The organism is Paenibacillus sp. ALJ109b, from assembly GCF_010747435.1.
Taxonomy (GTDB): domain Bacteria; phylum Bacillota; class Bacilli; order Paenibacillales; family Paenibacillaceae; genus Paenibacillus; species Paenibacillus taichungensis.
Genome location: NZ_JAAIFP010000007.1, coordinates 387,694 through 406,671, shown reverse-complemented (window position 1 = coordinate 406,671; position 18,978 = coordinate 387,694). Strand labels below are relative to the sequence as shown.

At 39.5% G+C, this 18,978-nt stretch carries 16 protein-coding genes; 11 read left to right on the top strand and 5 right to left on the bottom strand.

Going from position 1 to position 18,978, the window contains the following annotated elements:
• The first annotated feature begins 37 nt into the window (after window positions 1-37).
• From G3352_RS31145 to G3352_RS09415, 8 genes are all read left to right on the top strand, one after another.
• Window positions 38-559: a hypothetical protein gene (locus tag G3352_RS31145; RefSeq protein WP_240342994.1), complete on the top strand. Its 522-nt coding sequence runs from the start codon at window positions 38-40 to the stop codon at window positions 557-559.
• A 325-nt stretch (window positions 560-884) separates the two neighbouring features.
• Window positions 885-1,052: a CxxH/CxxC protein gene (locus G3352_RS09445; protein ID WP_063870633.1), complete on the top strand. Its 168-nt coding sequence runs from the start codon at window positions 885-887 to the stop codon at window positions 1,050-1,052.
• Between the two features lie 294 nt (window positions 1,053-1,346).
• The gene (gene rlmH, locus G3352_RS09440; protein WP_163755959.1) at window positions 1,347-1,826 is read left to right on the top strand and encodes a 23S rRNA (pseudouridine(1915)-N(3))-methyltransferase RlmH; all 480 of its coding nucleotides are present in this window, start codon (window positions 1,347-1,349) and stop codon (window positions 1,824-1,826) included.
• A 126-nt stretch (window positions 1,827-1,952) separates the two neighbouring features.
• Window positions 1,953-3,242, top strand: coding sequence for an ABC-three component system protein (locus G3352_RS09435; protein WP_163755957.1), 1,290 nt, complete (start codon window positions 1,953-1,955; stop codon window positions 3,240-3,242).
• Window positions 3,236-3,712 (top strand): hypothetical protein, encoded by a 477-nt coding sequence (locus tag G3352_RS09430; protein ID WP_163755955.1) that lies wholly within the window; start codon window positions 3,236-3,238, stop codon window positions 3,710-3,712. Before G3352_RS09435 ends, G3352_RS09430 begins: the two co-directional genes overlap by 7 nt.
• Window positions 3,709-5,646, top strand: coding sequence for an AAA family ATPase (locus G3352_RS09425; RefSeq protein ID WP_163755953.1), 1,938 nt, complete (start codon window positions 3,709-3,711; stop codon window positions 5,644-5,646). The genes G3352_RS09430 and G3352_RS09425 overlap by 4 nt, the downstream gene beginning before the upstream one ends.
• Window positions 5,647-5,942: 296 nt before the next feature.
• Window positions 5,943-8,048: an AAA family ATPase gene (locus tag G3352_RS30860; protein ID WP_205524778.1), complete on the top strand. Its 2,106-nt coding sequence runs from the start codon at window positions 5,943-5,945 to the stop codon at window positions 8,046-8,048.
• Complete coding sequence (locus tag G3352_RS09415) at window positions 8,035-9,090, top strand: 5-methylcytosine restriction system specificity protein McrC (protein ID WP_163755952.1); 1,056 nt, start codon at window positions 8,035-8,037, stop codon at window positions 9,088-9,090. Before G3352_RS30860 ends, G3352_RS09415 begins: the two co-directional genes overlap by 14 nt.
• Window positions 9,091-9,537: 447 nt before the next feature.
• Here G3352_RS09415 and G3352_RS09410 read toward each other — a convergent pair whose 3' ends face one another.
• From G3352_RS09410 to G3352_RS09390, 5 genes are all read right to left on the bottom strand, one after another.
• Complete coding sequence (locus G3352_RS09410) at window positions 9,538-10,722, bottom strand: MFS transporter (protein ID WP_163755950.1); 1,185 nt, start codon at window positions 10,720-10,722, stop codon at window positions 9,538-9,540.
• An 88-nt stretch (window positions 10,723-10,810) separates the two neighbouring features.
• Window positions 10,811-11,860, bottom strand: a complete 1,050-nt coding sequence (locus G3352_RS09405; RefSeq protein WP_163756047.1) for an LLM class flavin-dependent oxidoreductase — start codon at window positions 11,858-11,860, stop codon at window positions 10,811-10,813.
• A 59-nt stretch (window positions 11,861-11,919) separates the two neighbouring features.
• On the bottom strand, window positions 11,920-12,201 hold the full coding sequence (locus tag G3352_RS09400; protein WP_163755948.1) for an ArsR/SmtB family transcription factor: 282 nt from the start codon (window positions 12,199-12,201) through the stop codon (window positions 11,920-11,922).
• A 497-nt stretch (window positions 12,202-12,698) separates the two neighbouring features.
• On the bottom strand, window positions 12,699-13,148 hold the full coding sequence (locus tag G3352_RS09395) for a HEAT repeat domain-containing protein (RefSeq protein ID WP_163755946.1): 450 nt from the start codon (window positions 13,146-13,148) through the stop codon (window positions 12,699-12,701).
• Window positions 13,149-13,302: 154 nt separating this feature from the next.
• Complete coding sequence (locus G3352_RS09390) at window positions 13,303-14,298, bottom strand: YndJ family transporter (protein WP_163755944.1); 996 nt, start codon at window positions 14,296-14,298, stop codon at window positions 13,303-13,305.
• A 414-nt stretch (window positions 14,299-14,712) separates the two neighbouring features.
• On the opposite strand from G3352_RS09390, the gene G3352_RS09385 reads away from it, so the two are divergent.
• The 3 genes from G3352_RS09385 (at window position 14,713) to G3352_RS09375 (ending at window position 18,963) form a co-directional block, all read left to right on the top strand.
• Window positions 14,713-15,360, top strand: a complete 648-nt coding sequence (locus tag G3352_RS09385) for a hypothetical protein (RefSeq protein WP_240342993.1) — start codon at window positions 14,713-14,715, stop codon at window positions 15,358-15,360.
• A gap of 33 nt (window positions 15,361-15,393) precedes the next feature.
• Window positions 15,394-16,656 carry a polysaccharide deacetylase family protein gene (locus G3352_RS09380; RefSeq protein WP_163755940.1) on the top strand — a complete coding sequence of 421 codons (1,263 nt, stop codon included), beginning with the start codon at window positions 15,394-15,396 and terminating at the stop codon, window positions 16,654-16,656.
• A gap of 183 nt (window positions 16,657-16,839) precedes the next feature.
• A complete protein-coding gene (locus tag G3352_RS09375; RefSeq protein WP_163755938.1) occupies window positions 16,840-18,963 on the top strand; it encodes a 5'-nucleotidase C-terminal domain-containing protein in 2,124 nt (707 codons plus the stop codon).
• The last annotated feature ends 15 nt before the right edge of the window (window positions 18,964-18,978 follow it).

The following is an 18,978-nucleotide window of genomic DNA, read 5'->3' as shown; positions in this document are numbered from 1 at the left end:
TCTGTATTCTCAATCTGGATTGGAAGGGGTTAATTCAATGAAACGTTTGACGAAAACCATGTTGGGGGGAACAGGCCTGGTATCTGCGCTGTTTGTTTTGTCCGCATGTACTTCTGAGGTGTCCCCGTCAGGGACTGCTGATGTTAGTGGTTTACAGGAGAAGATTACAGGTTTGGAGAAGAAGCTTGCGGACCAGAGCGAGAAGAATAGTGAGCAGAACAAAAAGATTGCGGATCTGGAGAAAAAGCTGGAGGAGCTGAGCACCACCGTGATTGCGGTGAATGAGCCTGGCGGTAAAGCACCTGTTGGCTCGGGAAATAACGGTTCGGCTGGAAAGGGCGATGGGGTGCTGATTACGTTTGCCCAGTATGAAAAGCTTGAGGTCGGCATGGCGGTAGAGGAAGTTATCGATATCCTTGGAGGCGAAGGCGAGGCATTGAGTGAAGCGGAGAATATGGTGGTTTATAACTATAAGGGCACCGGGGGTTCGGGAGCCAATGCAGTAATCGCATTCCAAGGCGGCAAGCTGCTGACGAAGGCACAGTCGGGGCTGGAGTAAGATCGATATCCATTGAGTATGGATTCGAATACAATAGGACGATGGCTTTCATATGCACGGTAATATGAATAGTAACGAGTGAGTGGGATAGATTCGGAATTTGGAGAAGTGTTACTTTGGGATGCCAACGGGGTGTCGAGAAGTGACGCTTTTTTGGTTTTTTTTGTGCTGAAATGAGAGGATTGACGGAAGTTGGACACGATAAATGGGGGCTAGGGGTTTCTTTTCCGCGGCAGGTGTGATAGAACAGAGAAGTGGCTATCCTGTATGGATAAGCGGTTGTGAATCGGGAGCATAGCTGGATACAGAAAGGATGCTTGAACGGATGTACGTTGTATGCAAAGAACACGTGGACATCGCCATCGACATGTTTGTTGATGAGTATGAGGACGCTCCGGATATCGTTGATCTGAAGGAGACGGAATTTGCCGATTGGGACCCGCCTGCGAAGTGCGCCGAGTGCGAACAAAAGGCCGAGTATCTGGTCGTCTAGCGTACTGTGTAGGCATCCGCAGTTGGTGCGTCTGTCATGGATGCACTCGCTCGCCTGCCATCCGGTATGAACATCACAGGTAAGGAGCAAAGAGAGCGTGTCGGAGCGCTCTTTTTGTGTTTTTGGCGTGTTTTGCCTGTTAGCGTGTCTCGGGTTCTTTAGATTTTAAAGGAGCCGAAATGGGGCCAGATAAGGTGTGTGGAGTTCGTTAGCTTAAATTATTGGAACAAACGATGTGTTGAAGCATCTTACTTATAGATTATCTTGCAGGACAATTAGGAGGAATGAATCTTCATGTTGATTCAGATTATTGGCGTAGGCAAACTGAAGGAAAAATATTTGACGCTGGGCATTCAGGAATATGCCAAGCGGCTCGCCCCGTACATCAAGTTTCAGATGATCGAGGTCGCAGACGAAAAGGCGCCCGAGACCCTGAGCGAAGCTGAGGTGCGGGCGGTGAAGGAGCGCGAAGGTGAACGCATCCTCGCGCACGTGAAGAGCGAGGCGCATGTCGTTGCGCTCGCATTGGATGGCCACCTCTGGAGTTCCGAGGAGCTGGCTATGGAGATCGACAAGCTCGGCACGTATGGGACGAGCCATGTCGTGTTTGTCATCGGAGGAAGCCATGGGCTCTCTGATGAGGTGCTGCGCCGCGCGAAGCAGCGCTTGAGCTTCGGGCGCATGACTCTGCCGCACCAGTTGATGCGGCTGGTGCTGGTGGAGCAGATTTATCGCGCAGTGAAGATTAATCGAGGTGAACCGTATCATAAGTAGGGCGAAACACCTATTTTTCTGAGGATTAGAAAAATGCTTGAAGTTCAATTGAACTATGAAGAACCCGTATATTTTGGTACTATTAAACAATGAGGGTAGACCATTCCAACTGAAAGAGGAGCATATATGAGTGTACATTTAGATGATTTATGTAAAGATTACCATGAGGGTAGAGTTGTTCCTTTTATTGGTGCAGGGTTATCTATACCTTTTAATGTGCCAGATTGGGGTGATTTAATAAGTGAGATAGCTGAAAAATATGCCGTAGGTGATATGTCTTTTGTAAAGTCTGCTGTGGAACAAGATTTACAGAGGTACAATTACTGGCAGGCAATAGATGCTTTAAAAAATTATACAACAGTCCAAGAAGAGGACATACAAGAATATATAGCAGTAACCATTCAGAAAAAAATTAAAAAAGTTGAAAATGATTTGCTTCATAATTACTCGGATTTAAAAGAAATGGACTTTAAGCTTTTCTTAACTACAAATTATGAAAACTTATTACACAACTATTTGCAATGCGATTTAACTCCAATTTTATTAAAAGATGTACAGTTTAATACTCAAGGTTTGTTTGATCAAAAAAGAGTCTGCCAACTACACGGTACAACTTCTAACTACGGAACAATTGTTATCAGTAAGGAAAGTTACAGAAATCTATATAACGATAAGAAATATGAGAATATTTTAAAATTAGTTACAGGCACTAAAAAACTACTTTTTATGGGTTTCTCATTTGATGACCAATTTATTCGAACACTTATAAAAGAACATAAAGAGTTCTTCAGGACAAAGCATTACATTTTATTAGCCGACCCTACTCCTGAAAAAGTGAGACAACTTAGGGAGGAGTTTGGGTTGCTTGCTATACCTTATAGTACAAAAGGATCTTCACATGCAGAGGGTATAAGAGCGATTCTACAGGCAATGAGTGGTTTAAGTTCAATGGTGAAAAACGAAGGTGAAAATACAAGTACTCTTAATCACACAATTGTAGTAGGTGCGGGTATTGACGATCTTCAAAAAGATACGGCTAATAATCTCTTTTATAAAAAATTAAAGATAGAACAGATTGATCAATCTTTAATCGAACTTAGTTCTGTGTTTTATATTGCTTCTGAAGAATACATCAGAGAATTAAAGAGAGCTGCCATACCGTTAAATATTATAGATATGATGTTGAGAAAGGTATTTACTAAGTATAAAGAAAGATATGCAGATACGTATAAGCGGTACGGAAATAGTGAGGAGTTTTTAGCAATTGTACATTCCAGTTTGAAAGAAATTGACTATGGGAGACTTAAACAATTATTAAAAGACAATCTAGCAGATGAAGATGAGATTAGAGGGCTAATTCATCTTTTGGCAGAGGATGAGAAGTTGGAAGTATGGTGGGGGGAAAAAAGATGCTAAATGATAGAAATGAATATTTATCTGTTCCAATATCAATTGAATTGTTATTCGAGAATGAAAAGTTAGAACTGATGAAAGTTCTTTGTTTAATCTATTCTATCTCTTTAAATAGCAAGCGCTATGCACCAATCTCAGAAATAGTTTTTTATTTCGCACTTGTAAATTTTAATCTTGTTAAAATATTTGAAGATATAAAAACAACGCCCTCCCTCAATTTATTTTTTCGATTTCAGTCAAGAATAAGCATTATCATAATTTATATGGAAAATTTAAAACTTTTAGATCTAAAGGCGAACTTATCTACAAAAACAGATGATATTAAGATTAGAATATCAAATAGTGGAAAAGAGTTCTACAAAGAACACAATTCAATGTTTTTTCAGGAATTACAAGATAAGTATATTTCAACTTTTGAAAAGGTTAATTATAACATTACAAATTTAAAGATACTGAAGGAGGGGAAATCTTGAGTCGGATAATCTTAAAAAAGCTTATTGTACAGGGCATTTCGTTTAGAAGGACAATTGAATTTAATGAAGGATTTACAATTATTAGTGGTGAAAAAACTTCTGGAAAATCACTAATATTAAGTTTAATTGATTATTGTCTTGGTAAAGGTAGCAAAATTGATTTGACTGTCCAGAAAGAGTTAGATGCTTATTGTGATCAAGTTTATCTCGAGACACTCATTAATAATGAGAATATTACTTTTAATCGGGCTTTAAAAAAGAACTTTGAAAAGATTAAATTATATTTTTGTCCATTTGTAAAAATTGATGAATTCACTCCAAAAATAGTATCTTTAAAAGAAGCAATGAATATAATTATGCAAAAGTTAAGTATTAATGAGTACAAATTAATCAGACATAAGCAACATAGTACAGAGAAGGAGATTGATGTAGTCTCTTTTAGAGATATATTCAGGTATGTATACATACACCAACATGATTTAGGGACTGACAACTTTCTTGAGAATAATAGTACTTTCAAAGCAAATAAAAATCCACATGCGTTTAAAATGATGTTTAATTTAATTGAGGTGGATAAAGACACCTTAAATGAAAAAATGGTAGAGGTCCAAAACAAAATCTCAGAAGCAAAAAGAGAAATTGTAGGTTTGAAGTCATATTTAAAGGACAGAGATGTAGACGATCCCTTTACTCTGCAGTTCAAAATTGAGAAGGTTGAGAAAGAAATAAATAATAGAAAAAAGGAAAAAGGAGATGTGGTGAAAAATAGCAAGTCTAATGAGAACAAAGAAAACCAAATGTATATTAAACTGAAAAAGGATATAGAGAATATTTCTAACCAAGTTTTTAATATACAGAAGGAGGAAAAGTCGTTAAATCTATCGATATCCTCTAAAATGTTGTTATTAGAAGAATATGAAGTTGAACTTACTGAAATAGAAGAAACACTAAATGTAAATTACAAGTTAGTTATTTCCGATCAGATTCTTGAGTGTCCTTTATGTAATTCACAAATTAGGCATAATCATACTAGCAAAGACTCACCGAAAAGTATTGAAACAGAAATGATTTTACAAAAAGCCAGAAAGGAGATTGAAAGCAAGAAAACTTTAGTATCTGGATTAATGGAAACTGAAAAAAAGAAAGTAATACAACTAAATAATGAAATTTCCAGTCTTAATCAAAGACGTGAAATATTTGATGAAGCGATTAAGGTTTTCAGCAAGAAAACAGAAGTTCCTTTTCTTTCTCAAATAGAAACTTTAAATAGCATAATTAATAGACTAACAAGAGATCTAGAAATCCTTAAAGAAAGCATGAGAATTTATCATAAAGTAGAGGAAAAAGAAGCTCTTGTTATTTCTTTGGGGATTGAAGAAGAGAAATTGAAAGGGAAACTAGCAGCATTGCAGGTTAAAGGTGCGGATAAGGATAAGATTTTTAGTTTCCTTGATCGTGAGTATCGGCAATTCATGACCAGATTAAAATATGATTTTCTTGAAGATACCTACATTAGTAGAGAAAGTTTCATTCCATATTATAATGGGGCTAGCGTTTATGCACATGAAAGTGGAGGATTGCTAGAAAGTATGCAGCTATCTTACTTAGGTGCTATTCTCAATAGCAAGGAAGCTGGTTTCGCTGAAGGTCACCCAGGATTATTGTTGCTAGACTCAATTAGCAAATATGTAGGTACTTTGAAGAAAGAAAATCAGGAGATAAATATTGTTGAGGGTTCAGTAAAAAATCAAGTTAGAGACCCGGAAGTTTATGAAGAATTTTATAAAATTTTAGTTGAACTAGGTGAGCATCATCAAATAATTCTCGTTGAAAATACACCACCAACCCAGTTTGATGAGATATATACTAAATATACTTTTTACAATGGAGAGCATGGTTTAATAGACGAAGAAGCAAATGAAATAAAGGATTAAAGCTATTATAGAAAGGTTCTTTTGAATGAATCTGCCCAAAAGCCAATACTTTTGGATCCCCTGGATAGTTGGATTTTTCAAGGAGCAAGGACTTCTTTTTTCACTTTATATGTGCAAACTGAGGTTCTTTTGCACGTAAATTGGGACCTTCTCATATTAGTGGGATTTTTAATATTGCAAAGGAAATAACCTACTATGGAGGAATGACATGGCTGAATTGCTAAAGCTTCAAGAACGAGTAAAAAACAAAATAGCTCTTGGTGAAAGTCATTTCTCTTCATTTTCGGAGGTACACTATGAATGATGTTGTGAAAACTCAAAAAGAAAAATATATAGCTTGGGTTACGGAAAACTTAGGTGAAAAAACAGGTGGGTGGTACACGCCATATCTTGAGAAACTAGGACACTTGTTAGAGAAGTTTGCACTAGGTAGCGGTTATAAGGAAGATTTCTTTAATTATCAATCATATTCGGAATATAAAAATATTTATCAACAAATGACGGAACAAAATGATGAAGATATTGAGAGATTAGTAACTGGTAAAGGTACACCACGATATCCAAAAAAGTTTGGTGCAATAAGAACCCAATTTATAAAAAAATATGCAGAAGATGAATATAATCGCGGCGAAAGAAGTAAGCCTGATAATATAGGTGGGATTCCCGACTGGGGCGTTTTATTGCGATCATATTTAATATTTTTATATTATGATGAGAATCCTACTTTAACTTATCCTAAAAAAGAGAAGAAAATTGCGAATCAAGAAGATGAAATTGATAACAGCATTAATTATTGGTTAATTTCGCCGGGTGAATATTCGAGATTATGGGATCGGTTCCACGAAGAAAATATAATTGCACTTGGTTGGGATTATTTAGGAGATTTAAAAAACTATGATTCAAAGGAAGCTGTTGAACGAAGAATAGTTGAGCAAAGAGCGGATGGGGCGCGCCCTGTCAATGATACAAAGGCTGTGTGGGATTTCTATCGTGAAATTCAAACAGGAGACGTTGTATATGTGAAAGAAGGAATTAAGAAAATCCTTGCACGCGGAGTTGTTACGGGAGATTATTACTTCGATAATGAAGCATCAGAATATAAACATAGAAGAAAAGTGGATTGGCTTCAAGTTGGAAAGTGGGAACTACATCAGACTTTTGCCCAAAAAACGTTAACGTGTCTAAATCCTTATCCAATATTAATCCAAGAAATTGATCAGGTAATCAATGAAGATTTTATTAACCCCAAAATTGCTGAAATAAATGATTTTCGAAATTGGTTATCCAATCAAGTTACTGATACAGGAGTTAGCTTGAATGATAAAACCGTTACGCAAAAAGTAAATGCTTTAAAGGATATAGAGCAATATTTTAATGCTCCAGTTTTTGGTGAAACAGATATTGAGCAATTAAAACAGTTTAAAGATGTCGTTGTATCAGATAAATCCTACAATAAATATAAAGGCGTATCGGGAAGTTCAATTGGCTACTACATTCGTTTTATTGAATCTAAGCCAACTGTACAGGAAAATGAACCTTTTACAATGGATGATTTTCTTTCGGATGTTTTCATCGGAAAGAAGGAGCTTGTACGTCTAATCTCTCTCCTTGAAAATAAAAAGAATCTTATTTTAAAAGGTGCACCAGGAGTAGGTAAAACGTTTATTGCCAAGCGTTTAGCGTATGTAATGATGGGAGAAAAAGATGAAACACGTATTCATATGGTTCAGTTCCATCAAAACTATAGTTATGAGGACTTCATTGAAGGGTTCCGTCCTAAAGCTGAAGGGGATGGGTTTGAGCTGAAACAAGGGCCGTTTGTGAAGTTTGCTAGAAAAGCAGCGCGAGATTCAGAACGAGACTACTTCTTTATTATTGATGAAATTAATCGTGGAAACATGAGTAAAATATTTGGGGAGTTAATGATGCTTATCGAAGCGGATAAGCGAGGCGAGCAAATCAATCTCCTATATTCTAATGATCCATTTTCTGTGCCATCGAATTTATACATCATTGGAATGATGAATACGGCAGATAGAAGTTTAGCGTTATTAGACTATGCACTTAGAAGAAGATTCTCATTTTTTGAAATTAAACCAGCGTTCCAAAACGAGACATTTAAGTCGTATGTAAACGAATTAGATAATCCAGAAGCTTTAAATCGTATCATTAATGAAATTAAAAGCTTAAATAATCAAATTGTTGAAGAGCTCGGGACAGGCTTTCAAATTGGACATAGCTACTTTGTAAGTGATGCCTATAAAGTAGATACCACAAATCGTGTAGAGGAAGTAATCGAATATGAAATTATCCCACAATTATTCGAGTATTGGTTTGATGATGAACAGAAGGCAATTGATTGGGCTGAACGACTAAGAGGTTGTTACGATGGAGAGAAATAATAGTATTCCCATTCGTAATATATACTATATGCTTTCCTACGCATATCAGACGTTAAACCTTTCCGAGTATAAACAAATTGGAACAGAAAATTTTGAGAACGTCAAAGAGCTTTACGCAAAAATTTTGGCGATTGGTATACCCGTTTTGATCCGCGGAGGATTAAGTAAAGATTATATAAGTGTTGAAGAGACTTCCAATGTTATTAAAGGGAAAATTGATATCAATTCTACGATAAATAAAAATGCATTGGTAATTAAGAAAGTTGCAGTGGTTTATGATGAGTTCTCTGTAAATATATTGTTGAATCAAATTATTAAAGCGACACTCGTTTACCTATCGCGTTCAAATAAAATAAGTCAAAAAATGCGTAGATTTTTTTACGGTTTACTTTCTTATTTCGCAGAGGTATCAGATGTAGAGCTGAATTTGAAGCTATGGAAAAACCTAAGATATAACCGCCAAAACATTCGCTATCATTTTATTGTAGATGTGTGTAGATATCTTTATGAGCACTTATTATTTGATGAAAGCTCTACATCTCATATGATGAAAGAGGTTCAAGAAGAACAAAGATTGTGGTCTTTATATGAAAAATTCATCTATGCATTCTTTAAACGTGAAACGAAATATAAAGTATCTCATCCTCGAATTCAGTGGAGTGTTGATGATGAATTTACAGATGCATTACCGATTATGCAAACGGACCTTGTACTTCAAAAAGATAAAAAAACATTGATTGTGGATGCGAAGTTTTATTCTGAGAATATGGTAGCAAGGTTTGAAGGTGGAACTGCAAAACAAAAATCTAGTAACCTTTATCAAATGTTTACATATGTAAATAATTGGAAAAAAGAGAGGGGTGAAACGGTAGCAGGTATGCTACTTTATGCGAAAACAATCGCTTTAAATCAACCTAACCATATCTACCATATTAAAGGTAATCAAATTTTAGTTGTATCTCTAGATTTGCAACAAGATTTCAAAGGCATAAAGGAAAACTTAATAGCATATGCTAATCAGTTTTTTTGCATAGATTTATAAATTCGTTTCATCTATAGGGAGTGTGAGACACCATGAAAGCGAATCAGATGAAGGCATTCAGTGATAGCGTACTGGCGACCGAGATACAACCCCCAGTAACAGGCTTTTGGCAAATCTTCGCTTTATAAATGTTACGGTGAACCGTACCATAAGTAGGGCGAAGTTCAGGTGCATTTTGAGATCGGAGCAGAACATAAGGCTAGAGTCGATGTTATTCGTACTCTTGTTTAACCGGTCTGCCTGGTTGCGGTTATAAGTGACATTCGGCTCTCAATTCAATACGCTCAAGCGAACCGTTATAAAGCTATGCAATTTGGTTTTCGCAATCAGACGGGAAGTCGTTTGCTCTACAAAGCGTCTATTGGATGGAGGAAGTGGAAATGGAAATAGAAAACAAGAACAAGCAGCGACATACCGCTGCTTGTTCTTGTAACTTTACGCATGGTTTCATTCTTTGCTTGTGACGGATTGTATGCCATTCGCAGACTGACTTCGCATGGAGAACGATAATATAGCCGGAAGGAGTGCGATTGCAACACCAATTGCGCCAGCCACGCCGATTGACTGTAAGGAGAAGCTTTCCACCACAATACCGCCAATGGCAGCTCCGACAGCAATTCCCAACTGGATGAAGGATGTATTCAAGCTCAGAAGGATTCCCGCTGCGCTTGGTGCCAAGCTAATCATATAAACTTGTTGAATGGGACCCGTAGACCAAGCAAAAAACGACCATAACAGCAGCAACGGAAAGACAGCTATTGATGTATGGGCAAAGAGGGACATAAGGATCAAAATAGCAGCGTGGATCATTAAGCTTCCATTCAGTGTACGCGGAATACCTAATTTATCCGCACCATAACCTCCAGCCTGGGCGCCCAGCAAACTTGCTATACCGAATGAAAATAGCGCGATGCTCACCATCCCATTGCTCATACCCGTAATGTTCATCAGAAATGGTGTAATAAACGTGTAAATGATCGTATAACCGACCATCCAAAAGAAGCTAATCGACAAGGTTAATAATAGCTGCGGCCTTTTCAACAGGGCGAGTTGTTCTTTAAGAGGCACATTTGCCTCTCCTTGCGACTTTGGCAACGCCATTAAAATGACCAGCATCGCGATAAAACTAAGAAGGCCGATTCCATAAAAAATCATTTTCCAGTCGTAGGTGCTGGCAATGACTCTTCCCACAGGAACGCCTAAAATAAGCGATAGATTAAATCCCATCATGATAGTTGCTATGGCGGTGCCTTGTTTTCTAGGTCCGGCAATTTGAGCAGAAACAGTTAAGGCAACCACGGTAAAGACACCTGTGCTAAGAGCTAAGATCACTCTCGCACCAACAAGCATCGGATAGCCCGTCGAGACCACCGTAATTAAATTCCCTATAAAAAAGAGCACCAAAGCAGCCAGCATAAGTGTTCTCCGGCTTAGTTTAGAGGTAGCCGCAATAAGAATCGGAGTACCCACCGCGTAAGATATGGAATAAACCGAAATGAGTTGGCCGGCAGCAGCAATGGTTACGCCCACATCTTTGGAAATCAGATCCAATATCCCGGCAATTACAAATTCCGAAGTTCCCACTAAAAAACTTATAATCGCTAAAATATAAACTTTCCACGATTTAATCATTTGATTATTCTCCTTTATAATTCTACATATCTAAAAATACAGAAATGATAACGATGAAGGATTGCACTTTCTTAACATCTTACTTTCTTTAATGCCTAGCTAGCTCCTTGCGGACAAGGGGGGCGACATCCGTTCCAAATCGTTCGATCGTTTTTAACAAATCACGATGCGGAAGCGTACTAAAGTCAACGTACAAAAGAAAACGAGTCAAGCCCAGTTGTTTGATTACACGCACGATCTTTTCTGCTACATATTCTGAATCTCCAACATAAAGAGCGCCGCGAGGGCTCAGTGCTTCCTCATATGCACTTCGTGTATAAGTCGCCCAACCGCGTTCCCTTCCAATTTGATTCATTTGTTCGGCCATAATGGGATAATACTTTTCTTTGGCAGCTTCAAACGAGTTGGCAATAAAACCATGCGAATGACAGGCGATTTGCAATTGATTAGGATCGTGCCCTGCTTGTTGGGCTGCTTTAAGATATAACTGCATTAAGGGAGCGAAACGCTCCGGCATGCCCCCTATAATGGAGAAAATGACAGGAAGACCAAGCTGACCGGCACGAATGGCCGACCCCGGACTGCCGCCAGTAGCAATCCATACAGGAAGCGGGAATTGTTGCGCTCGCGGGTATACGCCCATATTTTGCAGCGGTGCACGGTGCTTTCCATTCCATGTTACGTTCTCTGAAGATCGTATTTTGAGTAAAAGCTCCAATTTCTCATCGAATAATTCCTCATAATTTTGCAGGTTATATCCGAAGAGCGGAAAAGATTCGACAAAAGAACCGCGTCCGGCCATGATCTCGGCCCGCCCATTTGTTAAGTTATCCAGAGTGGCGAAATCCTGATAAACACGGACTGGATCCGACGAAGACAATACCGTAACGGCACTGGACAACCGAATATGGTTTGTAGTAGCAGCAGCCGATGCCAAAATAATTGCCGGCGATGAGCTTGTGTAGTCCATGCGATGATGTTCACCGATCGCATAGACATCAAGACCGACCTGATCAGCCAGCTGAATTTCTTCCATCGCTTGTCGCAGTCGTTCGCCTGGCAGAACGCCCCCTCCTTTGGGGTTAGTGTGAAGAAATGTAGAGATTCCAAGTTCAAATGGCACGCGATTTTCCAAAATGGTTTCCCTCCTTTATCTTTTCTATAATTCTAAAGATGTAGAAATGATGCTTAAAAAATTTACGCCAGTAAATATGGCGCAAACTTCATTGCCACTTCTTGATCAACACTGTAGTGAATAAACGAACCGTTCTTTTGCGACTGGATTAAACCCGATTCCGTCAGTTGCTTGAGATGATGGGACAACGTTGAACCGGCTACGTGTCCAAGCTGTTCACCGATCGCGGTAACGCATTGATTCTTTTGCTTTACTAGCATTAAGGCAATTTTTAGTCGTGTAGGCTCACCTAGAGCCTTGTATACTTTGACAGCTTGCACTAGATCGTGATCGACATCAGCCATTAAATTCTCCTTTCAGCCATCATTTCTATATTTATGGAATTATAGAAATGATATTACCACCTAATGACTGCGGTGTAAAGTAATAAATTTGGCTGTTTGTCAATCGTCTGTGAAACCTTAACTCGTCCGAGAAAATGCCACTTTCAAGTTTGGCCGAAGCGCTCACCAAAGCGCTTCGGCATAGCTATACGATTGCCGAAGCGACGAGGTCAGAGGGATTTATGATCAATACAGCTGGAATTACTTCAAAAGCATTAATGATGACACTAATGTTGAAATGTTACTGCATTCATACTTCAAAGTGCTAAAGAGTGAGATGAAATCTGGTGACAATTAATAATAAGAAATAAAGAAGCCACTCCATTTTTCTGGAGTGGCTTTGTACTCAGCTATTATACGGTAAACGGTATAATAGCGATCGTGATAAAGCAAAGGGTCGAGTGTTAAATCAGCCGTATGGAGACTGTACAAAGACTACATTGTAGCTTGAACGGGGGCTATTTTCTACCTAGTGTCTCCCAAATTCCATGGAGCCAGGAATCGAACTCAGCATCTTTGTCGCCCTCGTAAGTATCATAAATATCCAGGCGTGTCTTTTGCAGTTTTTCCTTGAATTGCTCAAATGTGTGACCTTCAGGAAGGCTTTTTTTAATTCGCAGCAAAATTTTGTTAAGACCTTTAAACAGCTCACCTTTGTTTTTGGCAGGCATTTGAACATCTTCATCCAACTGCTTCAGCTTGAAATATGCAGCTTCACGCACCTGGAACACCTGATCATTTGTCAAAACATGCTGCAGTAACTTAATGGTAGGGGCTGTATCCCAGTTCCCCAATTCGTTCACCGCATTTAGTCTGTCTCTCCAGCTCGTCCGATTAACCGCTCGTTTGAGCTCTTCAAAGTTTTCCGGTAGTTCGTTAACTACTCCAATATCATGGTTGTTCGTCAAAATTCAATCTCCTTAATCATCGCCATCTCGGCAGAATGATGAATGTTATTTATGTGAACACTATTATAGCACGAACCTGACTAAACTACTCCTATGAAGCCGATTGACAGCCTATACATCACATTCACCAATTCATGTTTTTGTATGTAATCACTCATATAGATGTATCAACCGATCTATTCTCCTTGACCATCTTTTTTCTCTTAATGAAGTCTACCGTGTACACCCAACCAATCAGTCCACATAAAACAAAACCAAATGCATGCAGAGATCCGTAAACGGGAATGAAATCAAGTATGGTTAAGAAAAATATCTTTTTTAGTAGCGGATATAAAATGGAAAGCACAACAACCGTGTAAAAGGCTAGACAAGATAGGCCTAAAAAGAAGGTCGCCTTATTATCCAAAGCGTTTTTCCTCAAGTAAGCAAGGAGATAAGCGGTGTAAATCACAATATTACAGGCGAACAAAGTGACACCAATGTATTCAATTGGCTTGGAGAAAATCATACCAATAGCAATCAAGATGGGTCCGATGATATCGATGGCAACGACGCAAGGATACCAGCTTTTCTTCGTCATGATGCGTCCCAGTGCACCAATAAAAATTGGAACGATAGCAGATGAGAAATGAAAGTGGAGCGAGCTTAACGCGTGCGTTGCAGGATTAGCTTGGAAGAGATTCACTTGATATTGATATAAGGTAAACCAAATGCCTCCGATAAAAAAATAAACGAGCCCCGCTCCAATCGCTATTTCCGCTGCTTTTCCTTTAGCGATCACAATAGTGGTCAAGCCATAGATTCCAAGCAGCAGTGTGAACAGTAGCCACCCAAGGGACAGAATCCCTGGGATTGTCGTACTTTCTAACCCCCACATCTTACTACTCATTACCGAGGCTAGGGTAAGAAGCGCAGCGGGAAACTGAAGCCATTTAATAGCAGCATAAACCATTCGTTGATGTTTATTCTTTTCGTCATGGTTCATAAGTAAAATCACAAGAGGTACAATGACGAAAGCCGCAAAAAGTAGAAACTTTTCAACAAGTTCGAATTGAAAGTAATCAAGATAAAATATCAGAATGGTTATGATTCCACCGAGGAACGCTGGTGCTAATAATGATTTAATTAGTTGCTTCAAGGAACGATTCATGGGGTTTCCTTTCTAACTACGTTTATCGTAATAACTGCCTGCATCCAGTTGTGCAGTGTTCTTTAGTATAGATCGGCAATTCTTCTTTTAGTAGTCTAACACATTAATTTGTCAATATATGAAAATAAGCTTATCTTACTGCGGTTGATGGAGTCATGGAAAATAGCCCTAAGAGACGCTGGAGTGATGTCCGCGTCTCTTTTTTCTGCGTTCTGATGTTTATTTATCGAATATATTAAAAAATAAAGGTAAATTTCCGATAATAAATATGCGGTTATATGCCATAAATCGACATTTATCAACATTTTCCTAGAAAAGGTGATTTAATATATGTTTTCACCGTTCCAAAAGAAGAAGAGTAGACTTGAGCAGCAGCAATCGAGAGAGGACCTTGACCTTGACATGAGGAGGGACTTGGACGAGCCACAAGAGGAAGTGTCGCTATATTCGACTCCTTCCGAGGTGAAGGAAGAGCCTTCAAGTTCTGTTTTAATCAATAAGGGTCTTATGGATAAGAGCTCGCTTGATCTGGTATTCGCCGTAGAGCAGATGATTAAGGACAAGCAGCATGTCGAAATGAGTCATAATGATTTGCAGGATCGACTAAACCATTCGAACGGACAAAACGATCGTTTGAACAGGGACCTAAAGAACTTGGGCAAGGTCATTGAGGAACGCGAGAAGAGCATTTTGGAGCTGGAGCGGAAGCTGGCCGATAAGAATCTGAAGGTCGATCAAATAATGGAAGACTTTCGGGAGCTTCAATCCACTATGTCTGGTCAAAATGAGGAGCTTAAAGGTGTAATTGAGCTCGAACGCCAGAATTATGCCGGCCTGCTTCAGAAGCACAATGAGATGATTACCGATAAGAATAAGAGAATCAGCGAGCTTGAGGAGAAGAATGTAAGATATGAATCCGAGCTCACTCAAATGAAACAGAAATTCGATGCTCTTCGCCAGGAGAAAACGCATCTGCTTAATGTTGTAAATGACTTTACTAACAGATTGACATCTCCGTTTGCATCGAACGCAGGAACAACCGAGGAATCTCCAATCGATTAAAGTCATTGCTGATCGGAAGAGAGGACGAATGGTATGGAGACATACATTACGCAGGTAATGGAGCTGTTATCGCTTGGGAAGACCTCGGATGGTGTAAATCAAATCACGGTCGCAGTGTCCCAAGAGGATAGGCAAGCTATATACGAAATTAATATTGACGAGTTTACATATCTTGGGCTTGAAGTGTTAAAGCCACTAAATGGAGATAGGATCAGACTCTCTCCCTATTCCAAGTGGGATCCATACCGAAATACCTTTTATAGTTCCATAATCAGAACCACAGAAGTTTCCCGGGATGTGCAGTATTTTGCATGCAGCGAAGCATACATAAATGAAATTAAGCGGATCAGGAACCTTCCGCCCGTTCCAGTGGAGGACAGAGTAGAGGGACCCGCTCAGCAACGGACACAACTCCTGCGGCAATTCTCTGCACACATGCCCAAAATTTTGATTCTGTCCCTGGTAACTATCGGCTTGCTGATTGTTCTATCTATCACTTCGAAGGGGAATGACGATTCTGCAAATACGTTTAGCGGATCAGTCGGGGTGGCGATGGCTGGGGAAAAAGACGATGATTTTGAAGCGCCGATGGTGCTTACAGCTATAAGTGAACCATACAAGACGGAAACTTCAGTTACGGCTGCCAGATCAAATCCTATCGTCCTATCACACGTATCCGATCAGCCTGACAGTAATCACGAATCCTTTGAAGTCATCGATATTGATAAAGAGGAGTCTTTCTTTGGTTTACCGAAGGAATATGTGGCTTTAACCTTTGATGATGGACCTTCCACGCTCACGAAGCAGTTTGTGGACATTCTGACAGAAGAGAAGGTAGCGGCAACATTCCTGTTTGTAGGGCAGAAGGTGGAACGCAATCAAGATGCTGTTATCTATGCGAGTGAACATGGAATGGCGATTGGGAATCATTCCTGGGATCACAGTTTGCTTCCGAAGGACACCCCACAGGATCAGAGCGAGAGCTTGTCGAAGACAAACAGCGTTCTGGAATCATTGACGCATAAAACGGTTACTTTGTTCCGTCCACCATACGGTGCGGTTAACAACAAACTTGTCTCCGAGGTTAAGAAGTTGAATATGAAGACCCTTCTGTGGAATCGAGATCCAGAGGACTGGAATGCGAAGAATCCAGAGGATATTATTCGATACTTTCATCAGGTCGAAGCTGCTGGCGGAGTATATGTACTGCATGAGAACAAAAACACATTAGAAGCACTTCCGGCTATTCTTAAACACTTAAAAGAAAAGAATTTAAAATTCGTCATCTTCAAATAAAATAGACCTCAGAGCAGATTGAAACCCCAAGAACTAGCTTTGGTTAAAATCCAGATACAGGTAGGTTCCTTCTCTATCAATCTTTAAATATTTACATAGATTTAATATATTTTACGATATTTATGAATTGAACTATGGTAAAATATTTCAGGATCGAAAATTGGAGAGGGGTTTTGTTAATTCATGTATTGGAAAAAAGTTCTGGGCCAAAGCACAATTCGTGTGGCAACTGCTGCACTATTACTCACCCAACTATTGGGCGCAGCGGGTTCTGTCTCTGCCGCAGGCAAAGATGTAGAAGTACACTTGATTGGTATCAATGACTTCCATGGTCAGTTAGATACCACATCGATCGTTAGTGATAAAAAGGCAGGAACGGCTCCAATTCTAGCAACCTACTTAAAAGAAGCTCAAGCAAAATATGAGCATTCCCTACTCTTCCATAATGGAGACTCTGTGGGTGCATCTGCTCCAGTCTCATCTCTCGATCGTGACGAGCCTACCATGGAATGGATGAATATGATGGGCTTTGATGTAGGTTCTCTAGGCAATCATGAATTCGACCAAGGTATCGCTGCCTTGAAGGCACAAATCTTTGGTGGCCTTGATCCAAAAGAAGGCAAAGTAACTCATGCTGGTGCAAAATTTGATTACGTCAATGCAAACGTCATTGAAACTGCCACTGGCAAAACATTGATTAAGCCGTATGTTATTAAAGAAGTAGGCGGAGTCAAAATCGGATTCATCGGATTAGTGACCAAATCCACACCTGCCAAAGTATCCCCATCTGGGACAGCTGGTGTGCGTTTCTTAAGCGCAGAAGAAGAAGTTGAAGCCGTTAATAAATATGCAAAAGAATTGCAAGATCAAGGTGTAGAAACGATCATCGTTTTGGCGCATGATCCAGCAACAACCAAAGAAGGCGTAACCACTGGAGAAGCGGCTGATTTAGCAAAAGCTTTGCCAGCAGATTCCCCTGTTGACGTTATCGTCGCAGGTGACAATCATGCCTTGGCTAACGGTGAAGTGAATGGAAAATTGATCGTTCAAGCGTTCTCTTATGGTACAGCATTTGAAGATATTAAATTGATGATTGACCCTGCTACTGGGGATGTAACGGAGAAATCAGCTACCGTTACAACGACTTTCCAAGAGGGTGTAAAAGAAGACTCTGAAACGTTGGCTATTATTAAAAAATCATTAGACAAGCATCCTGAGTTGACTAAGCCAGTTGGTACAACGGATGGTTCCGTTACCCGTACAGATGCTTATAATAACGAAGCAGCTCTGGGCAACCTCATTGCAGATTCAATGCGTGCAGCAGACTTTGGGGATAAGGCAATTGCTGCTGACTTTGCATTTATGAATCCAGGTGGTATTCGTGCGGATCTGCCAAAAGGCGATGTGACCTTTGCTGATCTTGCTAAAATCCAACCTTTTGGTAATACTCTAGTGAAACTGGAGTTGACTGGCGAACAAATTAAAACTTTGTTGCAGCAACAATGGGGTTCCAACGCTGACGGTACACCAAACACCAAAACTCTACAGATCTCTGGTTTGAAATATACTGCCGATTTCAATAAGCCAGTTGCAGAACGTGTTACTAGTCTTAGTCTTGAAGATGGCTCACCTATTGATCCTGCAAAAACATATACAGCTGTAGTTAACAACTTTATGGCTGCGGGTGGAGATAACTACAAAGTGCTAGTAGATGCTAAATCATCCTTGGCTGGTCCTATCGATCTGGATGTATTCTACCAGTACATTGTAGATACGTATAAAGGCGCTGACATTGTGGCTAAAACGGAAGGACGTATCACGAATCTAGCTGTATCTACAGAGGAAACAGAAACACCTGCAACAACAGAATTCATTTCCCGTGCTGAATTTGTAAGTGCTCTTGTAGACCTGTTGAAACTGAACGAAGTAGCTACAGCACCTGCATTCAAGGATGTTGCTGCTAACGCTGCATATGCAGATGCAATCGCTGAAGCGACTCATGCTGGATTCATTCAAGGTTACGGTGGTAACTTCAATCCTGATCGTGATATCACTCGTGAAGAAGCAGCTACCATTCTTGCTAAGTTGTTGAAAGGTCAAGCTTCTGATAAAAATGCGGCTACGATCATTGCAGGTTTTGAAGATGGCAAAACCGTTTCTACCTATGCGGTGAAATCGATGGCAAATCTGATTGACAAAGGTATTCTTAGTGCAGCAGAGAAAAACTTGCTTCAACCTAAGCAAGGTCTTTCTACTAACGATGCAAAAGCTTTAATTCAAAAAGCTGTTGCAGCAAAAGCTTCATAATTTAAAAAGAATCTA

What these genes read in the sequence shown, in the direction of transcription:
- G3352_RS31145 (WP_240342994.1), top strand. Translation starts at nt 38, where the DNA reads ATGAAACGTTTGACGAAAACCATGTTGGGGGGAACAGGCCTGGTATCT.
- G3352_RS09445 (WP_063870633.1), top strand. Translation starts at nt 885, where the DNA reads ATGTACGTTGTATGCAAAGAACACGTGGACATCGCCATCGACATGTTT.
- rlmH (WP_163755959.1), top strand. Translation starts at nt 1,347, where the DNA reads ATGTTGATTCAGATTATTGGCGTAGGCAAACTGAAGGAAAAATATTTG.
- G3352_RS09435 (WP_163755957.1), top strand. Translation starts at nt 1,953, where the DNA reads ATGAGTGTACATTTAGATGATTTATGTAAAGATTACCATGAGGGTAGA.
- G3352_RS09430 (WP_163755955.1), top strand. Translation starts at nt 3,236, where the DNA reads ATGCTAAATGATAGAAATGAATATTTATCTGTTCCAATATCAATTGAA.
- G3352_RS30860 (WP_205524778.1), top strand. Translation starts at nt 5,943, where the DNA reads ATGAATGATGTTGTGAAAACTCAAAAAGAAAAATATATAGCTTGGGTT.
- G3352_RS09415 (WP_163755952.1), top strand. Translation starts at nt 8,035, where the DNA reads ATGGAGAGAAATAATAGTATTCCCATTCGTAATATATACTATATGCTT.
- G3352_RS09410 (WP_163755950.1), bottom strand. Translation starts at nt 10,722, where the DNA reads ATGATTAAATCGTGGAAAGTTTATATTTTAGCGATTATAAGTTTTTTA.
- G3352_RS09400 (WP_163755948.1), bottom strand. Translation starts at nt 12,201, where the DNA reads ATGGCTGATGTCGATCACGATCTAGTGCAAGCTGTCAAAGTATACAAG.
- G3352_RS09390 (WP_163755944.1), bottom strand. Translation starts at nt 14,298, where the DNA reads ATGAATCGTTCCTTGAAGCAACTAATTAAATCATTATTAGCACCAGCG.
- G3352_RS09380 (WP_163755940.1), top strand. Translation starts at nt 15,394, where the DNA reads ATGGAGACATACATTACGCAGGTAATGGAGCTGTTATCGCTTGGGAAG.
- G3352_RS09375 (WP_163755938.1), top strand. Translation starts at nt 16,840, where the DNA reads ATGTATTGGAAAAAAGTTCTGGGCCAAAGCACAATTCGTGTGGCAACT.